Raw genomic sequence first — 16,958 nt, 5'->3', positions numbered from 1 at the left:
TCAGTGATCAGCCGACCTTGGTCAGCCAACGAACCGGTGCGCCATCGCCTGCATGGCGGAAGGCGTCGAGTTCTTCGTCCCAGGCTTCGCCCAGGGCAAGTGACATCTCAGCGGAGAGTCTGCTCGGATCACCGGCAGCACGTTCCATGACAGAACGGATGCGATCTTCGGGTACGAGGATATTGCCCGCGGAGTCAGTGACTGCGTGATAGATGCCCAGATCAGGCGTGTGGCTCCAACGGCCGCCGTCTACGCCGGCCGAGGGCTCTTCGGTGACTTCGTAGCGCAACGAGTCCCATCCGCGCAGAGCGGACGCGATGCGTGCACCTGAACCCGCCGGCGCACGCCAGCAGACTTCAGCGCGTACGAGCCCTGGTGCTGCCGGCTGGGGTGTCCAGTCGAAGCGTGCCTGAGCACCGATTGCCCCGCCCGCTGCCCATTCAATATGCGGGCATAGCGCGCGAGGTGCTGAGTGGACGAATAGTACGCCCTGTGTCATATCCATTTGTGCCTCCTACCTCGGATACGTCTTCCCCTACGATCCGAATGGAGGTACTTTGCCCATGATAGACGAGAATCACGCCCAGGCCAAGTAGTGAAATGCCTGGTGGCGCATGGTCTTATGAAATGAAAGCTGAATCTGGATGGTGCCCGATCGTCGGTGCCCCCGGCCGGACTTGAACCGGCGACCAAAGAATTATGAGTTCCCTGCTCTGACCAGCTGAGCTACGGGGGCGAGCAGAAACCAGATTAACACCAACTGAGTGCCGGCACCCATTCGCCTGACGCAGACGCATCAGCCTCGCCGAGGGGACAGACTTCGCAGTGCTCAGTGAGTCGAACCAACCGGGGCAATGCGCGTCAGGACGCTGCGGGCAGCGTCGACACATGTATAGCGTTCGGTCGTGATGAAGACGTCGAAGACGGTCTGTCCGTCACTGCCCGGATCATTGCGCTTCGAGGCGGCGACGAGTCCGGACCAGTCAGGGCCTACGACGACGACTCCGTGCTCATTGCGCATCGGGTCCGAGGCGTCGACGACGCCGGTGCGGACTCCGGGGACCGGTGACTCGGTGAAGCCGCCGGAGAACATCGCGGTCAGGCCGACGGTGTCGCGAATACGCTCGTACCGGTCGTGGGTGGCTTGGGAGACCGTCTCGTCCTCACCGAAGACGCCCAGCGTAACCGTCGTGGCGCCTGAAGCCAGGGCACGCTCCTCGAGCGCGGCGATCTGAGCCACGAGCAGCTCGCGGTTCATCACGAGAGGCTCGCGGCGAAGTCCCTGCGCGATGGAGTAGGGAGTGCCCAACGCTGGGTTGTTGCGCGAATGATGGTCGACCAGACCGTCTTCCACCGGTTCGCTGAACGGTGTGGGCTCTTTGGTGGCGGATCCGAAATACGGACCGGTCATGAACCGAGCCCCCAGCGCGCGAACCCGGTCGAGGTCGTCCTCGGTGGTCACACCCTCGGCGAGGATGACTGCCCCGGTGCGCTCGAGATGAGCATGGAGCAGGCGGTTGAGTTCGGCCAGATGGGAGTCGCAGTCGATCCGCAGCACATCGGGGTGCAGTCCGACGACGGAAGGGTTGACCAGAGGCACGAACGAGGTGCTGCGCAGATCCGCACCGATCGATGACATTCCCACGCCCCATCCCATGGAGCGAGCCTGACGGACGGCACGAAGCACCGAGGCAGGTGAGGACGATACGCGCGAAGCATCGAGCTGCAGAATCACCGAGCGATCCGGCTCCCCGGCGCGGTCCTCAAGGGTGACGAAGGATTCCGACTCCGAATGGAGGAAGAGACGATTCGACTTGGGCAGTCCCGCCGCCTCCGCGGTGCGCAGTGCGGTCGCCCGCAGCGAGGCATCGATATCGCCGATCAGGGCCGAGTCGTACATCGCACGACGGAGGTTCTCGGATTCAGCGTGCCCGAGCACCGGATCCCCGACAGGAGCCTGGAGGATCTGATAGCCCACCTTGTCGAGGGTGTAGACATCGACGACGGGAGCGAAGTACGTCTCGATCCCGCCGGACCTCACTAGCTCTTCGAGAGCGAGGTCCTGGTCGTGTACAGCCTCAACCACCATATGTCCTTCCGTGGGCAAACGTGCGTAGCCAGTCTTCCACATTGAGACACACGCAATTGTCTATATTCAGTAACATTATTGCGCTCAGAGCTGACGTGTACGACCTCGCCTGACCTCGGCCAGACCAACGATCCCCGCCAGAATGACGACAACGGTGATTGCCAGGAATGAGGCGATCATCCCGACGTTCCAGTCGCTGGCAGCGGTGACGGCGAAGGCCAGCGCGGTCATGATGGCCAGGCCCATCGATGTGCCGATACGCTGACCTGTCTGCAGCACGCCGCCAGCGGAGCCGGCGTACTTCAACGGCACCTCTTGGAGCGTCAGCGTCTGGTTCGGGCTGATGACCATGCCCTGCGCCGTTCCGATGAAACACAGGGTCAGGAGCATCCACCATTCGCTTCCGATGCCCAGCGTGAGCAGGAATATCACCACGATGGTCGAGGCGAGTCCGATGAGGCACAGGAGGATTCCCCAGACGACGAGCTTGCGGCCGAAACGGAAGACGAACCGACCGGACACGTCGGCTGACAGTGCTGAGAGCAGCGCTGCCGGAAGACCGATCATGCCGGCAGCCAGGGCTGTGTGCCCCTGTCCCTGCTGCATGTACATCGCGACGAGCACCCACACGCTCGTGACTCCCATGAAGTAGAGAGCGATGATGATCGAGCCGTTGCTGAAGCTGCGGATTCGGAACAGGTTGAGATCGACCATGGGCGCCCGACCGCGTGCGAGGTACCGGCGCTCCCACCGGGTCCAGGACCAGATCGTCAGCAGACCGAGCGGCAGCGCGAGCCAGATGAACCAGCCCACGGACGACTCGACGAAGGGCAGGAGCACGAGGAGCACGCCGATGCCCAGCAGAAGCACACCGACGGGATCAAGGTCACGATCCCTGCGCCGGATCGAAGCGGTCTCCGCACCAGCGTCCGCGCCCGATGCTGGGTCCTCCCCCACCTCGGCGCTGGAATCATCCGCCGAGGCGGTCGTTGCGTTGCCATCGACGCCATCGTTCTGGGCGATGGGGTGCCACGCGGACGTGGGAAGCCAGCGCTTGGCCAGGATCAGTGACACGAGGGCGATGGGGACGTTGACGAGGAATGCAGAACGCCAGCCGAGGTCATTGCCGAAGAGGGCGATGAAGACGCCGCCGAGGACGGGACCGATGGCCACGGACAGGCCGACCGTGGTGCCCATGAGCCCGAAGGCACGCCCACGCTGCGGTCCCTGGAAGTACTGCTGGAGGAGGCCGACGACCTGCGGGTTGAGCAGGCCCGAACCGAGCCCCATGAACACGCGCGCGATATTGAGTGTCAGTGGACCTGGTGAGATGCCCGCGACCAATGAGGCGAGGCCGAAGAGGCCCACGCCCATCATGAATAGCTGGGCACGCCCGAAGACGTCTCCTGCACGACCTGCGGCCACGAGGACGACGCCGAAGGACAGGGCATAGCCGGTCAGCACCCACTGCAGTGCCGAGGATGAGGCGGAGAGGTCCGATTCGATCGCAGGCAGAACCACATTGATGATCGAGACCGAAAGCAGAGACATGAAGAGCGGAACCAGACCGATGAGCAGGATGTGCCTCTGCACCTGGTTCATGCTCTGTCTGCTGCTCACGTGATCACCCCTGCCGAGGACTCTGCCGCGCACAAGTGCTTCTGCACGAAGCGACGTCGAATCGATGCTCCCCAAAGGGAAGCTTGTCTCATCATACGTGCATTTCGTGTCCGACAGGCGAACATCCGGTGACGTCCGATGACTGCGTCAGTCGGCGATGCCGGTGACCGGTCCTACCGTGTTCGGCTCCCACCCCAGTGCTGGTGCGACATGAGCGGCGAAGGATTCGAGGATGTGGAGGTTGTAGTCGACGCCGAGTTGACTGGGGATGGTCATGAGAACCGTATCCGCGGCTGCGACAGCGGGGTCGGCCTTGAGCGCCTCGATGAGTTTGTCGGGCTCCGCGGCATAGGTCTTGCCGAAGGTCGAACGTGCTCCGTCGATGATGCCGATCTGATCGGATTCCCCGCCCGAACGGCGACCGAAGTAGAGGTCATCGAGGTTCGTCGTGATCGGAAAGATGCTGCGACTCACCGAGACCCTCGGGGTCCACGTGTGCCCGGCTTCCTTCCATGCTGCGCGGTAACGGTCGATCTGCTCGCGCTGGAGTTCGCCGAAACTCGCGCCTGTGGCTTCGGTGAGCAGGGTCGAACTCATCATGTTCACTCCCTGTGTCGCAGCCCACTCGGCTGTTGCCGCCGTACCCGCGCCCCACCAGATCCGCTGCTCGAGTCCCGGCGAGTGTGGCTCGACGGCGAGCCTGGCACCGGGAACGAACTGCGCAGGATCCGCCGGTGCGAGCTTCTCGCCCCGGATCGCGGACATGAAGGTTGCGAATTTCTCGCGGGCCATGACTGCGCCCTTGACATCATCGGGGTCGTTGTAGCCGAAGGACTCCCACCCGCGCTGTGCGGGTTCCGGTGATCCCCGACTGATGCCAAGTGCGACTCTCCCGCCCGAGAGCAGGTCGAGTGCGCCCGCCTCCTCGGCGAGGTAGAGCGGATTCTCGTAGCGCATGCCCGGGTTGTAGCACCCGTTGTCAGCGTCGGCGCGCTTTACAGCACAACGCTGACGGCAATCCTGGCTGGTTTTCGATGAAGGCGGCTCTTCCTGCGCTGAGCGTCGGTGCGATGATCGCGCAACCCGGCGGTGCTCCACCCTCATAGAGGCGCATCAAGTACTTCGCGCAGCTGATCGACGGTGGGCGAACCAGCCAGCCCGGCAGGAGTGCGGAACACTCGACAGGCGAGCTCCACCGGCGTGTGCTCGTCGGCGAAGGGGTCGGAACCGTCAATGAGGACGGTCGGGGACCCGTGGAACCCGAGGCGGGCGGCGTCCTCGGCAGTCTCGACTCGTTGATGCACGACGCGGACGGCCGATCGGCCGTCGAGGGCCTCGGTGAGCCGCCGGTCGAGCACCTCCCAGTTCGGGCACCCGTCGAAGTACTGCAACGTGATCTCCATGATCCACTCCTCTCAGGCTCTGTCCGCGCGGACCGCGGCCGGTGACGCCGTCTCAGGCGACGCGGCCGCCGCTTGGCTCTTGCGGGCACGCGCGGCGCGCAGCCCGTTGGCGATGACGACGACCTCGGCGACCTCGTGGACGAGCACGACTGCGGCCAGGCCGAGCACGCCGGTGATGGCCAGCGGCAGCAGCACGGTGATGATCGCCAGGGACAACACGATGTTCTGGTTCATGATCGCCCGGCCGCGGCGGGCGTGCCGCAGCGCCTGCGGGATCAGGCCGAGGTCGTGTCCGGTGAAGGCGACGTCGGCGGACTCTATCGCGGCGTCGGAGCCGGTCGCGCCCATCGCGATGCCCACGGTCGCACCGGCCAGGGCGGGGGCGTCGTTGATGCCGTCGCCGATCATCGCGGTGGGTGACTGCTCGGAGAGCTGGGCCACGATGCGGGCCTTGCCCTCCGGCCGCAGCTCGGCGTGCACGTCGCCGATCCCGGCGATCTGCGCCAGGGCGTGGGCGGTGCGGGCGTTGTCTCCGGTGAGCATGCTCACCTCGACGCCCTGGCTCTTCAGCGTGCGCACGACGTCGGGGACCTCGGGGCGCAGCTCGTCGCGGACCCCGATCGCCCCGGCCAGGCGGCCGTCGACGGTGACGAGCACGCAGGTCTGGCCCTCGGCCTCCAGGTCCTCGACCCGGGCCTTGAGCGGTCCGGCGTCGATCCAGCGGGGGCTGCCCACGCTCACCCGGAGGCCGTCGACGGTGCCGCCGATGCCGTGGCCGGCCTCCTCCGTCACCTCTTGCGCGGCGGGGGCTCCCTGGCCCGCGGCGGCGATGGCGGCGGCGAGAGGGTGCGTCGAGTGCTGCTCCACCGCCGCGGCCCAGGCGAGCACCTGCGCGTCGTCGAAGCAGTCGGCGGCGACGACGGCGGTGACCTCGGGCCGGTTGCGGGTCAGGGTGCCGGTCTTGTCCACGGCGAGGTGGCGGATGCCGCCGAGGCGCTCGAAGGCGGCACCGCTCTTGATGACGACGCCGAACTTCGTCGCAGCCCCGATCGCGGACACCACCGTGACGGGCACCGCGATCGCCAGCGCGCACGGGCTGGCCGCGACGAGCACGACCAGGGCGCGGGTGATCCAGGTCTCCGGGTCGCCGAGCAGCGAGCCGAGCACGCCGACCAGGACGGCGAGGACCATCACGCCGGGCACCAGCGGACGGGCGATCCGGTCGGCGATGCGCGCGCGTTCGCCCTTCTCGGTCTGGGCCTGCTCGACCAGCTCCACGATGGTGGTCAGCGAGTTGTCGGTGCCCGCCGCGGTCGCCTCGACCTCCAGGACCCCGGCGGTGTTGATCGCGCCCGCCGACACTGCGTCATCGGGGGCGACCTCGACCGGGATCGACTCGCCGGTGATCGCCGAGGTGTCCAAGCTGGAGCGACCGGACCGGACAGTCCCGTCGGTCGCGACCCGCTCGCCGGGGCGGACCAGCAGCACGTCGCCGACGGCGATCTCCTTGGCCGGGACTTCGACCGAGGCATCGTCGCGCAGCACGGTCGCGGTCTCCGGCACAAGCTTCAGCAGCGCGCGCAGGCCCCCGCGGGCGCGGTCCATCGCCTTGTCCTCCAGGGCCTCGGCGATCGAGTAGAGGAACGCCAGTGCGGCGGCCTCCTCGGCGTAGCCGAGGATCACTGCGCCGACGGCGCTGATCGTCATCAGCAGCGCGATCCCCAGCTTCCGCTTGACGAACAGGTTCCGCAGAGCGCCGGGCACGAACGTGTACGCGCCCAGCAGCAGGCCCGCCCAGAACGCGACCAGCGCCGCGACGTGCAGTCCCGACCACTCCAGCACCAGGCCGGTGCCGAACGCGACGCCGGAGAGGATCGGCACCACCAGACCCGGATCGCGCCACCACGGGCGCTCGGCCTCCTCGGCCTCTTCGGCGGCACTGGTGGTCGGCTCGTCGCAGCCGCAGGCGGCGCTCACGAGGCGTCCCCTGAACCGGTCGCGGCGCAGCAGCCGGGCACCGAACAGTGCGGGTCGATGCACGGCGCGCTCTCGTCCACCGCGAGCGTGACGTCCACCAGCGCCGTCAGCGCCCCGGCCAGGTGCGGGTCGGCGATCTCGTAGCGGGTCTGGCGGCCCTCGGGCTCGGCGACCACGATCCCGCAGTCGCGCAGGCACGTCAGGTGGTTGGACACGTTCGAGCGCGTCAGCCCCAGCTCGCGCGACAGCACGGCAGGGTGGCTCGGGCCGTCGAGCAGGGACATCAGGATCTTGGAGCGCGTCGGGTCGGCCATGGCCCGGCCAAGCCGGTTCATGACGTCGAGGCGCGAAGCAATAGTCAGCATGCACTGAACTATACAGTGCACGCTGACCAATCGTCCAGATGCAGGGGCTGCCGCACGCGCTCCGCGCGCTTGCCCTCGGGAATCGCGGTCACCTCTTGCGCCAGCTCGGCCACGTCGGCATCCCGCGGCCCTTCCACGTCTCCACCAAGCCGGCGACCCAACGCACGGACGCGAAGAGGGCGTAACCGGCCCCGGCGAGGCCAGCGCCGACCGCGAGCCAGCGCCCGATCCCGAGCCACACGCTCCCGTCCACGTCCACCGCCCACTGAGCGCCCGTGATGAGCCCGGCGATGCCCATCCAGAGCCCGGCGACGACCACGACCACCGGCAGGAGGGCGAGGCACATCGCCGCGGCGACCGACCAGAGCTGACGGGCCCCCAGCGTCGCCGTGGCGGCGATGATCCGCTCGGCGCGCTCGTTCGACGCGTCGATGTTCGCCGTCATCGTGGCCGAGGCCTCCCCGGCGACCTGCTCGACCGCCTTCTCGACCCGCTCCTCGGTGCGCTTCTCGATCCGCTGCACGGCACCGCCGACCTGGCTCACGAGCTTCTGGTTGTCCTCGGCCAGGGACTGGAGCTTCTCAGCCGCCGAGGCCGTAGCTGCTCGATTCATTTGCGCTTCGGCGATCAAGCTCTGCGAGGCGCTCTGCAGCTGCTTCCCGTCGAGACTCTGCGCGAACTCTCTGAGCGTGCTCTCGATCTCGCTCAGTCTGCTCTCGACGCTCTCGATCTGCGGCGACTTGTTGACGGACGGCTGCAAGGTCGACGGCAGGCCCTTCAGCTCCTCCTTGACGGTTTCCTCGATCGCGATCCGCAGATACGACTTCAGTCCGTTCACGGCCTTCGTCTGCCTGTTGACCGCTGCGATGACGTCGGCGTTCGTAGGCTCCGACAGATTCGACGCCGTCGAGCTCGGCTCGGTCTCCTGCTGCTCGTTCCTCATCTCGTCGAGAATGCTCATTGCTCTGCTCCTTCGGTCGGTTGTTCTCGTGGAACTCGAAGATTTGCTGTGCGCCCTCGGCGGTGAACTCGGGCGTCAGCCCGGATGCTTTCTTCCGGCCGAGCTTGCCGTTGTCGGCCCGGCGCATCTTGTACGTCCAGCCGTCACGCTGGGTCTCTGCGAGGGCGACGCCATGCTCGTCGAGTACCTCGGTGAATCCCGCCCGGTCCACTGACCGCTTGTCCCGCAGCGAGGCGGCGACCTTGTCCCCGAGGATGCGCTCGAATCCGCCTGACGCGAAGTCCTCCCGGCGCTGCGACCAGTCCGGCTTTGCTTGCTCCGGCGACGGGAGGACCTGGCACCCCTCGTCTTGCATCAGTTCGTCGTTGGCCTGGCGCAGGCCGTTCTTCCACGACGTGTTCCGCTGCAGCGACTTCCCGGTGAGGTTGTCGTGGTTGATGACGTAGATGTGGTTGTGCAGGTGCCCGCCGGCCGAGTCGGCGTGGGTGACCACGAGGTGATCGGCCGAGTGCATCCGCTCCGCGAGCTTCACGCCCAGCTCATTGACCCGCTGCACGTGCCCCCGGTCGTTCTTGCCGAACTCGTCCGGCGAGAAATTCTGCGTGTACGAGTACAGCTCGTTCTTCCGCCCGTGGGCCCTCGCCAGAGCCTCTGCGCGGGCGACGAAGGCCCACGGCGACTCCACCGAGCACGACATCGCTGCGGCACGATCGGTGCCGGTCTGGACGTGGCCTGTGCGCTTGTCCTTGTCGTTGCCGTACAGCGCGTACCCGACCGAGTCGCTGGCGGACCGCGACGGCTTCACGTTGACCGTACTTATAGCGCCGTCCGATCCCCGAGCTGTGCCCGCACGGCATCCATCGATTCCATGACCTCGCGCAGCAGATCGTCGTCGAGGGCACCACCGCGACGCACCGCCTGGTTCAGGTTGATCCCGATTCGGCGCACCTGCTCGACCGCCTGACCCAGCTCCGGCGACGGCGTGGAGGCCGCCGCGACCTCTAGATGCCCGAGACCGTCCCGGCGGGAGTCCAGGGCGTCGAGAATGACCGTGCGTACCCATTTGCTCGGCTTCACGCCGAGCCTGCGAGCACGTCGCCGAACCGCTTCGCCCTCCGCATTCGTGACCCGCACGTCGATGCTCACGTCGCGATTCGCCTGGGGCTCATCGACTCCATGACCATCATTGGTGTTGGGAGCCGTACGGTCAGGGCCAGCAGGGTACTTGTAGCGCATATCGGGGTTGTAGCGTTGGAGTCATTGGCTACCGTCGTCTACAAGTACCTACACACTTGATCGGTGCTGCACGTTTCAGGGTCCGGGTGCGCGGCGTCCTGTCTGAGGTCCGCGATAGTGTCGCGCAGCACGGAGAGCTGCGCGATCTGCTGCTCGATCTCAGCGAGGCGCACGTCAAGCAGGTCGCGCACGTGCTCGCAGGGCGCATGGCCGCCGTCGCGGATGTCGAGGATCTGGCGGATCTGGGCGAGGGTGAGGCCCGCGGCCTGGCCGCGGTGGACGAAGTCGATCCGGGCGACCGTCTCGGGTGCGTAGTCGCGATAGCCGGACTGCGTGCGCTCGGCCGGCGGAAGCAGCCCCTGCCCCTCGTAGAAGCGGAGCGTCTTCGCCGTGGTGCCCGCGCGTTCGGCGAGTTCTCCGATGCGCATCGCGGCCTCCGATCGTTCGGCAGGAGCAGGCTTGACCTTCCCCTGCACTGGAAGGTCCAGTATGGCTGAGACAGAGCAGAAAGCCAAGGACTGACAGGAGCAGCGATGCCTACCAAGTACGACCTCGCCATCATCGGATCCGGAGGCGGAGCATTCGCCGCCGCCATCCGTGCGACCACGCTCGGCAAGTCGGTGGTGATGATCGAGCGCGGGACGCTCGGCGGCACCTGCGTGAACACCGGCTGCGTGCCGTCGAAGGCCCTCATCGCCGCTGCCGACGCCCGTCACGTCGCCGCCGACGCTTCAGGCCGGTTCCCGGGGATCGCGGCGACGGCTGAGACAGTGGACATGCCTGCGCTGATCGCCGGGAAGCAGGCGCTGGTCGAGTCGCTGCGCGGCGAGAAGTACGCCGACGTCGCCGACTCCTACGGCTGGCAGGTCCGCCGCGGCGATGCATCGTTCGCCGGCGGCCCAGACGCCCCGGTACTGGAGATCATCGCCGGCGACGGGACGGTCGAGACCATCGAGGCCGACCACTTCCTGGTCGCGACTGGTTCTCGCCCGTGGGCTCCGCCGATCGACGGCCTGGAGGAGACCGGGTACCTGACCTCGACCACGGCAATGGAACTCGCTGAGGTTCCTGAGTCGTTGCTGGTACTCGGCGGCGGCTACGTCGCCCTGGAGCAGGCGCAGCTATTCGCTCGCCTCGGCTCGCAGGTCACGCTGCTGGTGCGGTCCCGGCTCGCCTCGAAGGAGGAGCCGGAGGTGTCCAAGGCGCTTCAGGAGGCGTTCGCCGACGAAGGCATCCGCGTCGTCCGCCGCGTGGTGCCCACCCGGGTCTCCCGCGGCACGGGAGGCGAGGCCGTCGTGACCGCCGACGTGTCCGGCGACTCGCAGGAGTTCCGCGCCGAGCAGGTGCTCGTCGCCCTCGGACGCCGTCCCGTCACCGATGGCCTGAACCTCGATGCGGTCGGGGTGAAGACCGGGGACTCCGGCGAGGTGGTCGTCTCCGACCGGCTGCGGTCCTCGAACCCGCGGATCTGGGCCGCGGGCGACGTGACCGGGCACCCCGAGTTCGTCTACGTCGCCGCCCACCACGGCACCCTCGTCGCCGAGAACGCGTTCGCCGACGCCGATCGTGCCGTCGACTATTCCCGCCTGCCGCGGGTGACGTTCACCGGGCCCGCGATCGGAGCGGTCGGGATGACCGAGAAGGAAGTGCTTGCTGCGGGGATCCGCTGCGATTGCCGCGTCCTGCCGCTGCACCACGTGCCCCGCGCGCTGGTCAACCGCGACACCCGCGGGTTCATCAAGATCGTCGTGAACGCCGACACGAACGAGATCCTCGGCCTGACCGCCGTCGCCAAGGACGCCGGAGAGCTCGCCGCCGCCGGTGTCCACGTGCTCGGCAAGACCGTCGCCGAGATCGCCGACGCCTGGGCTCCCTACCTGACAATGGCCGAGGGCATCCGGATCGCCGCGAAGGCCTTCACCACCGACCCGTCGCTGCTGTCGTGCTGCGCATGACCGGCAACGCAGGCAATCGGGGAGATCTCATCCTGAAGAGGTGCAGACGATGGGCGCCGATCAGGACCGCGACGAACGGCGCGCCGGTCCCGTCGTCGCTGCAGGGACCGGACTGCTCTTGCTGGCATGCTGCGCGCTTCCGTTGCTGCTCTGTTGCGGCCTGCCGCTCATCGCGGCGGGCGGAGCACTCGCGGGCGTCGGTGGGCTCCTCGGTAACCCCTGGATCATCGGTGCCGGGATCGCCGTCGTGATGGCCGTCACGGCGGGGATGCTCGTCAGGTTAGGGCGGCGGCACCGAGGCCGCAGGACCGGCTGCTGCGAAAATCCTTCGACCGCTGATCGGAACCGGTAGCTCGAGCGGATCCAGCCATCATCGCCACCTCGGCCACTTCGGCACCCCGCGACCCTTCCACGTCTCCGCGAGACCGGCGGCCGAGCGGACGGACGCGAAGAGCCCGTAGCCGGCCCCGGCGAGACCCACGGAGACCACGAGCCAGCGCCCGATGCCGAGCCAGATGCGCCCGTCCACGTCGAGCGCCCACTGAGCGCCCGTGATGAGACCGGCGATGCCCATCCAGAGCCCGGCGACGACCACGACCACCGGCAGCAGGGCGAGGCACATCGCAGCGGCGGCCGACCAGAGCTGACGCGCTTCGAGCTTCGCCGTCGCCGCCATGATCCGCTCGGCGCGCTCGTTCGAGGCGTCGAGGTTCGCGGTCATCGTGGCCGAGGCCTCCCCGGCGACCTGCTCGACGGCCTTCTCGACCCGCTCCTCAGTACGCTTCTCGATCCGCTGCACCACGCCGCCGACCTGGCTCACAAGCTTCTGGTTCGTTGTGGCCTGCACCTTCAGACCCTCAATCGCCGAGGCCGTAGCCGCGCGATTCTTCTGCGCCTCCGCGACCAAGGTTCGCGACGCGGCGTTCAAGCTCTCGCCGTTGAGACTCTGCGCGAACTTGCCGAGCGTGCTCGCGATCTCGTTCTGCCTGCTCTCGATACTCGCGATCCTCGCGGACACGTCGCTGGAGGGCGAGGAGGTCGACGCCGGGGTCGTGATCCGCTCCAGCCGCCTCGTCGTCTCCTCGTCCATGACCTTCACGAACCCCGCGAGCTTCTTCTGCTGCTCGGTCAGCGTGGCAATCCTCGTATTCTGCGCCTCGACGGCGGCGAGGATCGAGGTCAACAGCTCCATCGTCTCCGGACTGCCGAGCGGCTGCGGCGACTGCACGGGCCCGTTCTGCTGCTTCAGCCTGTCGAGCGCTGCGCTCATGTTCCTGCTCCTTCTGCTGCTGGTGGTAGTCGAAGAACGCCTGCGCGCCCTCCGGGGTGAAGTCCGCCGAGAGCGCGCTCGCGCGTTTGCGGCGATCGGCGCGGCCGGACTCGCCGCGGCGGTCCTCGATGTAGAGCGTCCAGGTCTCCTGCCCGGCGCGCTTGCCCTTCTTGCTGACGGGGCTGTGCAGCCGCATCCTCGGCACACGTTCCCCGGCGTCGTCGAGCTGCTGGTTCTGCTCCTCGATCACCGCTTCGAGACCGGCCTTGTCCACCACGCGGGGGTCGGCCAGTGCGGCGCTCATCCGGTCACCCATCTCGCGGTCGAGCCCGCCCTCCGCGAAGTCCTCGCGGCGCAGCTCCCAGTCCTTCGGCGCGTGCTCCAGCCGCTTCACGACCGAGAGCCCGTGCTCTCGCATCAGCTCGTCGTTCGCCGACTGCACGCCCCGCTGGTTCCCGGCCTTGCGATCGTGGAACGTCCGGTAGTCCGAGAGCGCCTTTCCGGTCCGGTTGCTGTGATTGATGACCAAGATGTGGTTATGCGGCTTTCTGCCCCGGCCATCCACGTGACTGACCACGAGGCAGTCCGAGTCGGGGTGCATCCTCTTCGCGAGCTGATAGCCGAGATCGTTCACCCGCTGCACGTGCTCCGGGTTCTTCGGGTCGAACTCCTCGTCGCTGAAAGACTGCCGGTAATGCAGCGCCTCGACCTCGCGCGTGGTGTTCTGCGTGAGCGCCCGTGCGCGCGCCGAGAATGCGCCAGGGCCTCCCGGCACTTCGCACGTGATCGCGACGCCCCGCTCGTCCTCCTTCCCGCGGATATAGCGCTCGGTGTCGGCGGCGCTGGTGCTCGGGCTGTAGTGGGTGGTGCTCATGCGGCCGTCCGATCCCCGAGCAAGGCGCGGACCTCGCGCAGCAGCTCGATCAGCTCGGGCACCTCCGACGACAGCGCCACCGCCTCACCGGCGCGCGCGCGGTGATCCAAGTCGTTGACGTTGATCGCCAGCGGGCGCACCTGGGCAGCCAGCTCACGAGCGTCCGCCGACGCCTGCACACGCGCCTCGACCCCGAGCAGGTGCGCCGCCACGGCGGCGTCCAACTCCTCCGAGCGGGAGGCGTGGAGGGCATCGCGTAGCGCATGTCGATGACGCCGGTGCCCACTTCGATTCCCGTGGTCTTCGCAGCGATCGCCGACAGGAGCGGCATCGGCGAAGCCGCCTGCTCAGCGAAGTGATGAACCCGGAAGTAGGCGCCGTTGACACCGATCTCGTCGGCACCGACACCGATCTCCACCGCCTGCTGCAGTGCTTCCTTCGCGCCGTACTCACCGGGAGCGCCCCCCGAGCCGTAATGGCCGAAACTCAAGAATCCGAATGCCTTCATGTCTTGACCAACCTGGTCGGCGCACCACGTATTCCCTTGGCTCCCGCGACGTCAGAACTGCAACGATCCGGATATGACGAAGGCCCCGTCCATCAGGACGAGGCCTTTGCCGCTCCCCCGGCTGGGCTCGAACCAGCGACCCTTCGATTAACAGTCGAATGCTCTGCCAACTGAGCTACGGAGGAAAGGCGCAGTTGCCTGCGCACGTTGAAACAGCTTAGCAAAGCAGATGGGGTCCGGACAAAGCGAGATCGAGTGCGTTAGCTCACACTCTTCGCGATGAGAATGTGCAGGCACGATGACCTGCTTCGGGTTAGCCCCACCTCCGGGCACCCGGCAATCCGTACAGTCAGGACAAACTCAGCCAACAGGCAACTTCACCTGGTGCATGCACTGTAAAATCGACTGAAACCAGGACAATCCTCCACAGACCCCGCAGCGGAAGAGGCGTACGTGACCATAGTGGCAATCGCCCTCGCCCTTCTGGCATCGGTGGCACTTGCCTACGGAGCTCTCTACCAGCACGAAGCGGTCACTTCACAGGACGATTCGCATGACGGGCTCAGCTGGGCTCACTTCAAAGAGTTGCTGAGCAACCGGAAGTGGCTGCTCGGGCTCACCATCCTCGGACTCGGCACGGCCGGAAACTTCGTCGCCCTGGCACTGGCACCGGTGATGGTCGTCCAACCCATCGGCGCCTTCTCACTCATCGTCTCCGTCCTGCTGGGGATCCGCCACCGGGGGCTCAAAGTCAATCGTCGGCTGGTCCAATCCGTCGTCTGGTGCACCGTCGGCGTCACCATCTTCGTGGCCCTCTCCGCCACAACGGCCCGTTCCGAGGTCCATCTGGGCGCCGATGCGATGCCGCTCGTCTGGATCACCGGCGTCGTCGTGGTGCTCGGCCTCGTCATCATGCTGTTCTTCAGACATGCCCCGCAGCTCGTCCTCATCACCTCAGCAGGACTGCTCTTCGCCTGCGTGGCCACGAACGCCCACCTCGTCAGCGTTCAGTTCCTGCAGGCTGGGCTGGGCGAGGTCACGTGGATCAACATCATCGGACTCGCTGCGGCCGCTGCCATCGGGTCATGGTTCGTGCAGAACGCCTACGCTGCCGGTCCTCCGGAGATGGTCATCGCCGGCCTCACCGTCGTCGATCCGATCGGTGCCGTGATCCTCGGCTCAGTCGTCCTCGGCGAGGCTGCATCGGCCCCCATCTGGCTCATCATCGTGATCACAGCCACAGGATTGGTCGCGTGTCTGGGAGTCGTTGTATTGTCGCGTTATCATCCCGATGTCAAAGATCGAGAAGACCAGCGTCGAGTAGCCCGTCGCGCAGACGAGATGACCGACACCGAGGAGTGCTGAATTCTGTCCGCTCACAGTGACACACCGCCCCGTCGCATCCTCATCCCGACGGAGACCTACGCGCCCGAAGTCAATGGTGCTGCGAAATTCGCCGAACGACTGGCCGCCGGCCTCGCCGCACGTGGCAATGACGTCCATGTGGCGTGCCCGTCGGCCACAGGCAAAGCGTCGGTGAGCGTCGAAGACGGCGTCACGGTGCATCGTCTGACCTCCCATCGGTGGCTGCTGCACCCGACATGGATGATCTGCATGCCGTGGGAGACGAAGCCCGAGCTCTCGCGGCTGCTCGATACGCTCCAACCTGATGTCGTCCACACGCAGGCGCACTTCGTCATCGGGCGCTACGCATTCTCCGAGTCCAACCGGCGTGGGATTCCCGTCGTGGCGACCAATCACTTCATGCCGGACAATGTCCGTCCTTACGTCAAGGCGCCCAAGGCACTCCTCGACGGCGGCACTGCCGCGGCGTGGTGGGATCTGCGAAGGAAGTTCCAGTCTGCGGACTTCATCACCGTGCCGACCCAGCTGGCAGCAGATCTGCTGACCCAGAACGGCTTCACCTCACCCATCCGCGCTGTCTCCTGCGGCATCGACCTCGAGCGCTTCGCCCACGTGCGCGACGAGGACGACGCTGCTCCTGCAACCACGGCACCACGATCAACAGCACCACCGTCAACGGCACCGCGGTCAGCGGCCGCGGCCGAAGATCGGCCCACCGCGGAAACGACTCCCCCGCGGGTGCTCTTCGTCGGTCGCCTCTCATCGGAGAAACATGCTGCGGACATCGTCGAAGCTGTGGCGAAGACCGATCCGGCCCTGGGACTCGAAGCCGACATCGTCGGCGGCGGCGACCAGGAGGAGCCGCTCAAGGAACTTGCCGCCGAACGCGGCATCTCCGATCGCATCCACGTACTCGGCAAGATCAGCGACGCGCAGCTCATGGACGCCTATCAGCGCTGCACGTTCTTCTGCATGCCCTCGACAGCTGAGCTCCAGTCGATCGCAACTCTGGAGGCGTTGGCGTCACGGAAGCCCGTAGTCCTCGCCGATGCGGTCGCGCTTCCCCACCTCGTCCGGGACGGAGTGAACGGCTTCCTATTCCCACCCCGCGACATCGACGAACTCGCGGAACGTTTCACCCGGATCGCCACGATGCCGGACGGCGACCTCGACACGATGTCGAAAGCATCTCTCGACGTCGTGGCCAAACACGACATCGAGTACACACTCGACACCTTCGAATCGATCTACGACTGGGTCATCGAGAACAAGGACCGCGCAGCAGCCTGAGCCCACACACTGGGGTACTGGGACTGGGAAGGCGGAAGCGCCGAG

16 protein-coding genes, 2 tRNA genes and 3 pseudogenes are annotated in these 16,958 nt (G+C 66.8%); 4 read left to right on the top strand and 17 right to left on the bottom strand.

All coding sequences use genetic code 11. From position 1 onward, the window contains the following. Positions 1-7: 7 nt before the first annotated feature. From MPN20_RS00830 to MPN20_RS00775, 12 genes are all read right to left on the bottom strand, one after another. On the bottom strand, positions 8-499 hold the full coding sequence (locus MPN20_RS00830) for a DUF3145 domain-containing protein (protein ID WP_242778252.1): 492 nt from the start codon (positions 497-499) through the stop codon (positions 8-10). 163 nt (positions 500-662) lie between these two features. Then, a tRNA-Ile gene (locus tag MPN20_RS00825) sits at positions 663-736 on the bottom strand. A gap of 93 nt (positions 737-829) precedes the next feature. After that, positions 830-2,089: an EAL domain-containing protein gene (locus MPN20_RS00820; RefSeq protein WP_242778168.1), complete on the bottom strand. Its 1,260-nt coding sequence runs from the start codon at positions 2,087-2,089 to the stop codon at positions 830-832. 84 nt (positions 2,090-2,173) lie between these two features. Beyond that, the gene (locus MPN20_RS00815) at positions 2,174-3,691 is read right to left on the bottom strand and encodes an MFS transporter (RefSeq protein ID WP_242778249.1); all 1,518 of its coding nucleotides are present in this window, start codon (positions 3,689-3,691) and stop codon (positions 2,174-2,176) included. A 165-nt stretch (positions 3,692-3,856) separates the two neighbouring features. Further along, positions 3,857-4,666 carry an LLM class flavin-dependent oxidoreductase gene (locus MPN20_RS00810; protein WP_242778165.1) on the bottom strand — a complete coding sequence of 270 codons (810 nt, stop codon included), beginning with the start codon at positions 4,664-4,666 and terminating at the stop codon, positions 3,857-3,859. A 143-nt stretch (positions 4,667-4,809) separates the two neighbouring features. Continuing rightward, positions 4,810-5,112, bottom strand: a complete 303-nt coding sequence (locus MPN20_RS00805) for a thioredoxin family protein (RefSeq protein WP_127364313.1) — start codon at positions 5,110-5,112, stop codon at positions 4,810-4,812. Between the two features lie 12 nt (positions 5,113-5,124). Next, complete coding sequence (locus MPN20_RS00800; protein ID WP_127362084.1) at positions 5,125-7,089, bottom strand: cation-translocating P-type ATPase; 1,965 nt, start codon at positions 7,087-7,089, stop codon at positions 5,125-5,127. Further along, entirely contained in the window at positions 7,086-7,454 is a 369-nt protein-coding gene (locus MPN20_RS00795; protein WP_094454062.1) for a metalloregulator ArsR/SmtB family transcription factor, read from the bottom strand. Before MPN20_RS00795 ends, MPN20_RS00800 begins: the two co-directional genes overlap by 4 nt. Positions 7,455-7,542: 88 nt before the next feature. After that, complete coding sequence (locus tag MPN20_RS00790; RefSeq protein ID WP_180954352.1) at positions 7,543-8,085, bottom strand: hypothetical protein; 543 nt, start codon at positions 8,083-8,085, stop codon at positions 7,543-7,545. After that, on the bottom strand, positions 8,036-9,220 hold the full coding sequence (locus tag MPN20_RS00785; protein WP_164743173.1) for a relaxase/mobilization nuclease domain-containing protein: 1,185 nt from the start codon (positions 9,218-9,220) through the stop codon (positions 8,036-8,038). Before MPN20_RS00785 ends, MPN20_RS00790 begins: the two co-directional genes overlap by 50 nt. 11 nt (positions 9,221-9,231) lie before the next feature. After that, positions 9,232-9,651, bottom strand: coding sequence for a plasmid mobilization relaxosome protein MobC (locus MPN20_RS00780; RefSeq protein WP_115614075.1), 420 nt, complete (start codon positions 9,649-9,651; stop codon positions 9,232-9,234). A gap of 38 nt (positions 9,652-9,689) precedes the next feature. Continuing rightward, positions 9,690-10,079 (bottom strand): heavy metal-responsive transcriptional regulator, encoded by a 390-nt coding sequence (locus MPN20_RS00775; protein WP_006215441.1) that lies wholly within the window; start codon positions 10,077-10,079, stop codon positions 9,690-9,692. Positions 10,080-10,184: 105 nt separating this feature from the next. Between MPN20_RS00775 and merA the strand changes: the two genes are divergently transcribed. Then, the gene (merA, locus tag MPN20_RS00770) at positions 10,185-11,606 is read left to right on the top strand and encodes a mercury(II) reductase (RefSeq protein WP_101544608.1); all 1,422 of its coding nucleotides are present in this window, start codon (positions 10,185-10,187) and stop codon (positions 11,604-11,606) included. A 49-nt stretch (positions 11,607-11,655) separates the two neighbouring features. Then, positions 11,656-11,958 carry a hypothetical protein gene (locus MPN20_RS00765; protein ID WP_206516268.1) on the top strand — a complete coding sequence of 101 codons (303 nt, stop codon included), beginning with the start codon at positions 11,656-11,658 and terminating at the stop codon, positions 11,956-11,958. Between the two features lie 18 nt (positions 11,959-11,976). On the opposite strand, the gene MPN20_RS17445 is transcribed toward MPN20_RS00765, so the two are convergent. The 5 genes and pseudogenes from MPN20_RS17445 to MPN20_RS00740 all read right to left on the bottom strand — a co-directional run bounded on the left by MPN20_RS17445 (position 11,977) and on the right by MPN20_RS00740 (position 14,443). Next, positions 11,977-12,876, bottom strand: a complete 900-nt coding sequence (locus MPN20_RS17445) for a hypothetical protein (protein ID WP_306609693.1) — start codon at positions 12,874-12,876, stop codon at positions 11,977-11,979. 334 nt (positions 12,877-13,210) lie between these two features. Then, positions 13,211-13,750 (bottom strand): annotated as a pseudogene (locus tag MPN20_RS17440) (relaxase/mobilization nuclease domain-containing protein); the annotation flags it as partial. Further along, positions 13,747-14,010 (bottom strand): annotated as a pseudogene (locus MPN20_RS00750) (hypothetical protein); the annotation flags it as partial. The pseudogenes MPN20_RS00750 and MPN20_RS17440, both read right to left, overlap by 4 nt. 68 nt (positions 14,011-14,078) lie before the next feature. Beyond that, positions 14,079-14,258, bottom strand: a pseudogene (locus tag MPN20_RS00745) (LLM class flavin-dependent oxidoreductase); the annotation flags it as partial. A 112-nt stretch (positions 14,259-14,370) separates the two neighbouring features. Then, positions 14,371-14,443 (bottom strand) — tRNA-Asn (locus tag MPN20_RS00740). A gap of 268 nt (positions 14,444-14,711) precedes the next feature. On the opposite strand from MPN20_RS00740, the gene MPN20_RS00735 reads away from it, so the two are divergent. Then, a complete protein-coding gene (locus MPN20_RS00735) occupies positions 14,712-15,623 on the top strand; it encodes a DMT family transporter (RefSeq protein ID WP_242778162.1) in 912 nt (303 codons plus the stop codon). Continuing rightward, the gene (locus MPN20_RS00730; RefSeq protein ID WP_347566782.1) at positions 15,624-16,913 is read left to right on the top strand and encodes a glycosyltransferase; all 1,290 of its coding nucleotides are present in this window, start codon (positions 15,624-15,626) and stop codon (positions 16,911-16,913) included. Positions 16,914-16,958: the final 45 nt, after the last annotated feature.

Origin of the sequence: Brevibacterium sp. ZH18 (genome assembly GCF_022748595.1) — a bacterium.
Classification (GTDB): domain Bacteria; phylum Actinomycetota; class Actinomycetes; order Actinomycetales; family Brevibacteriaceae; genus Brevibacterium.
The sequence above is the reverse complement of the archived record's forward strand: the minus strand, read 5'-3'. Positions and strand labels throughout refer to the sequence as shown.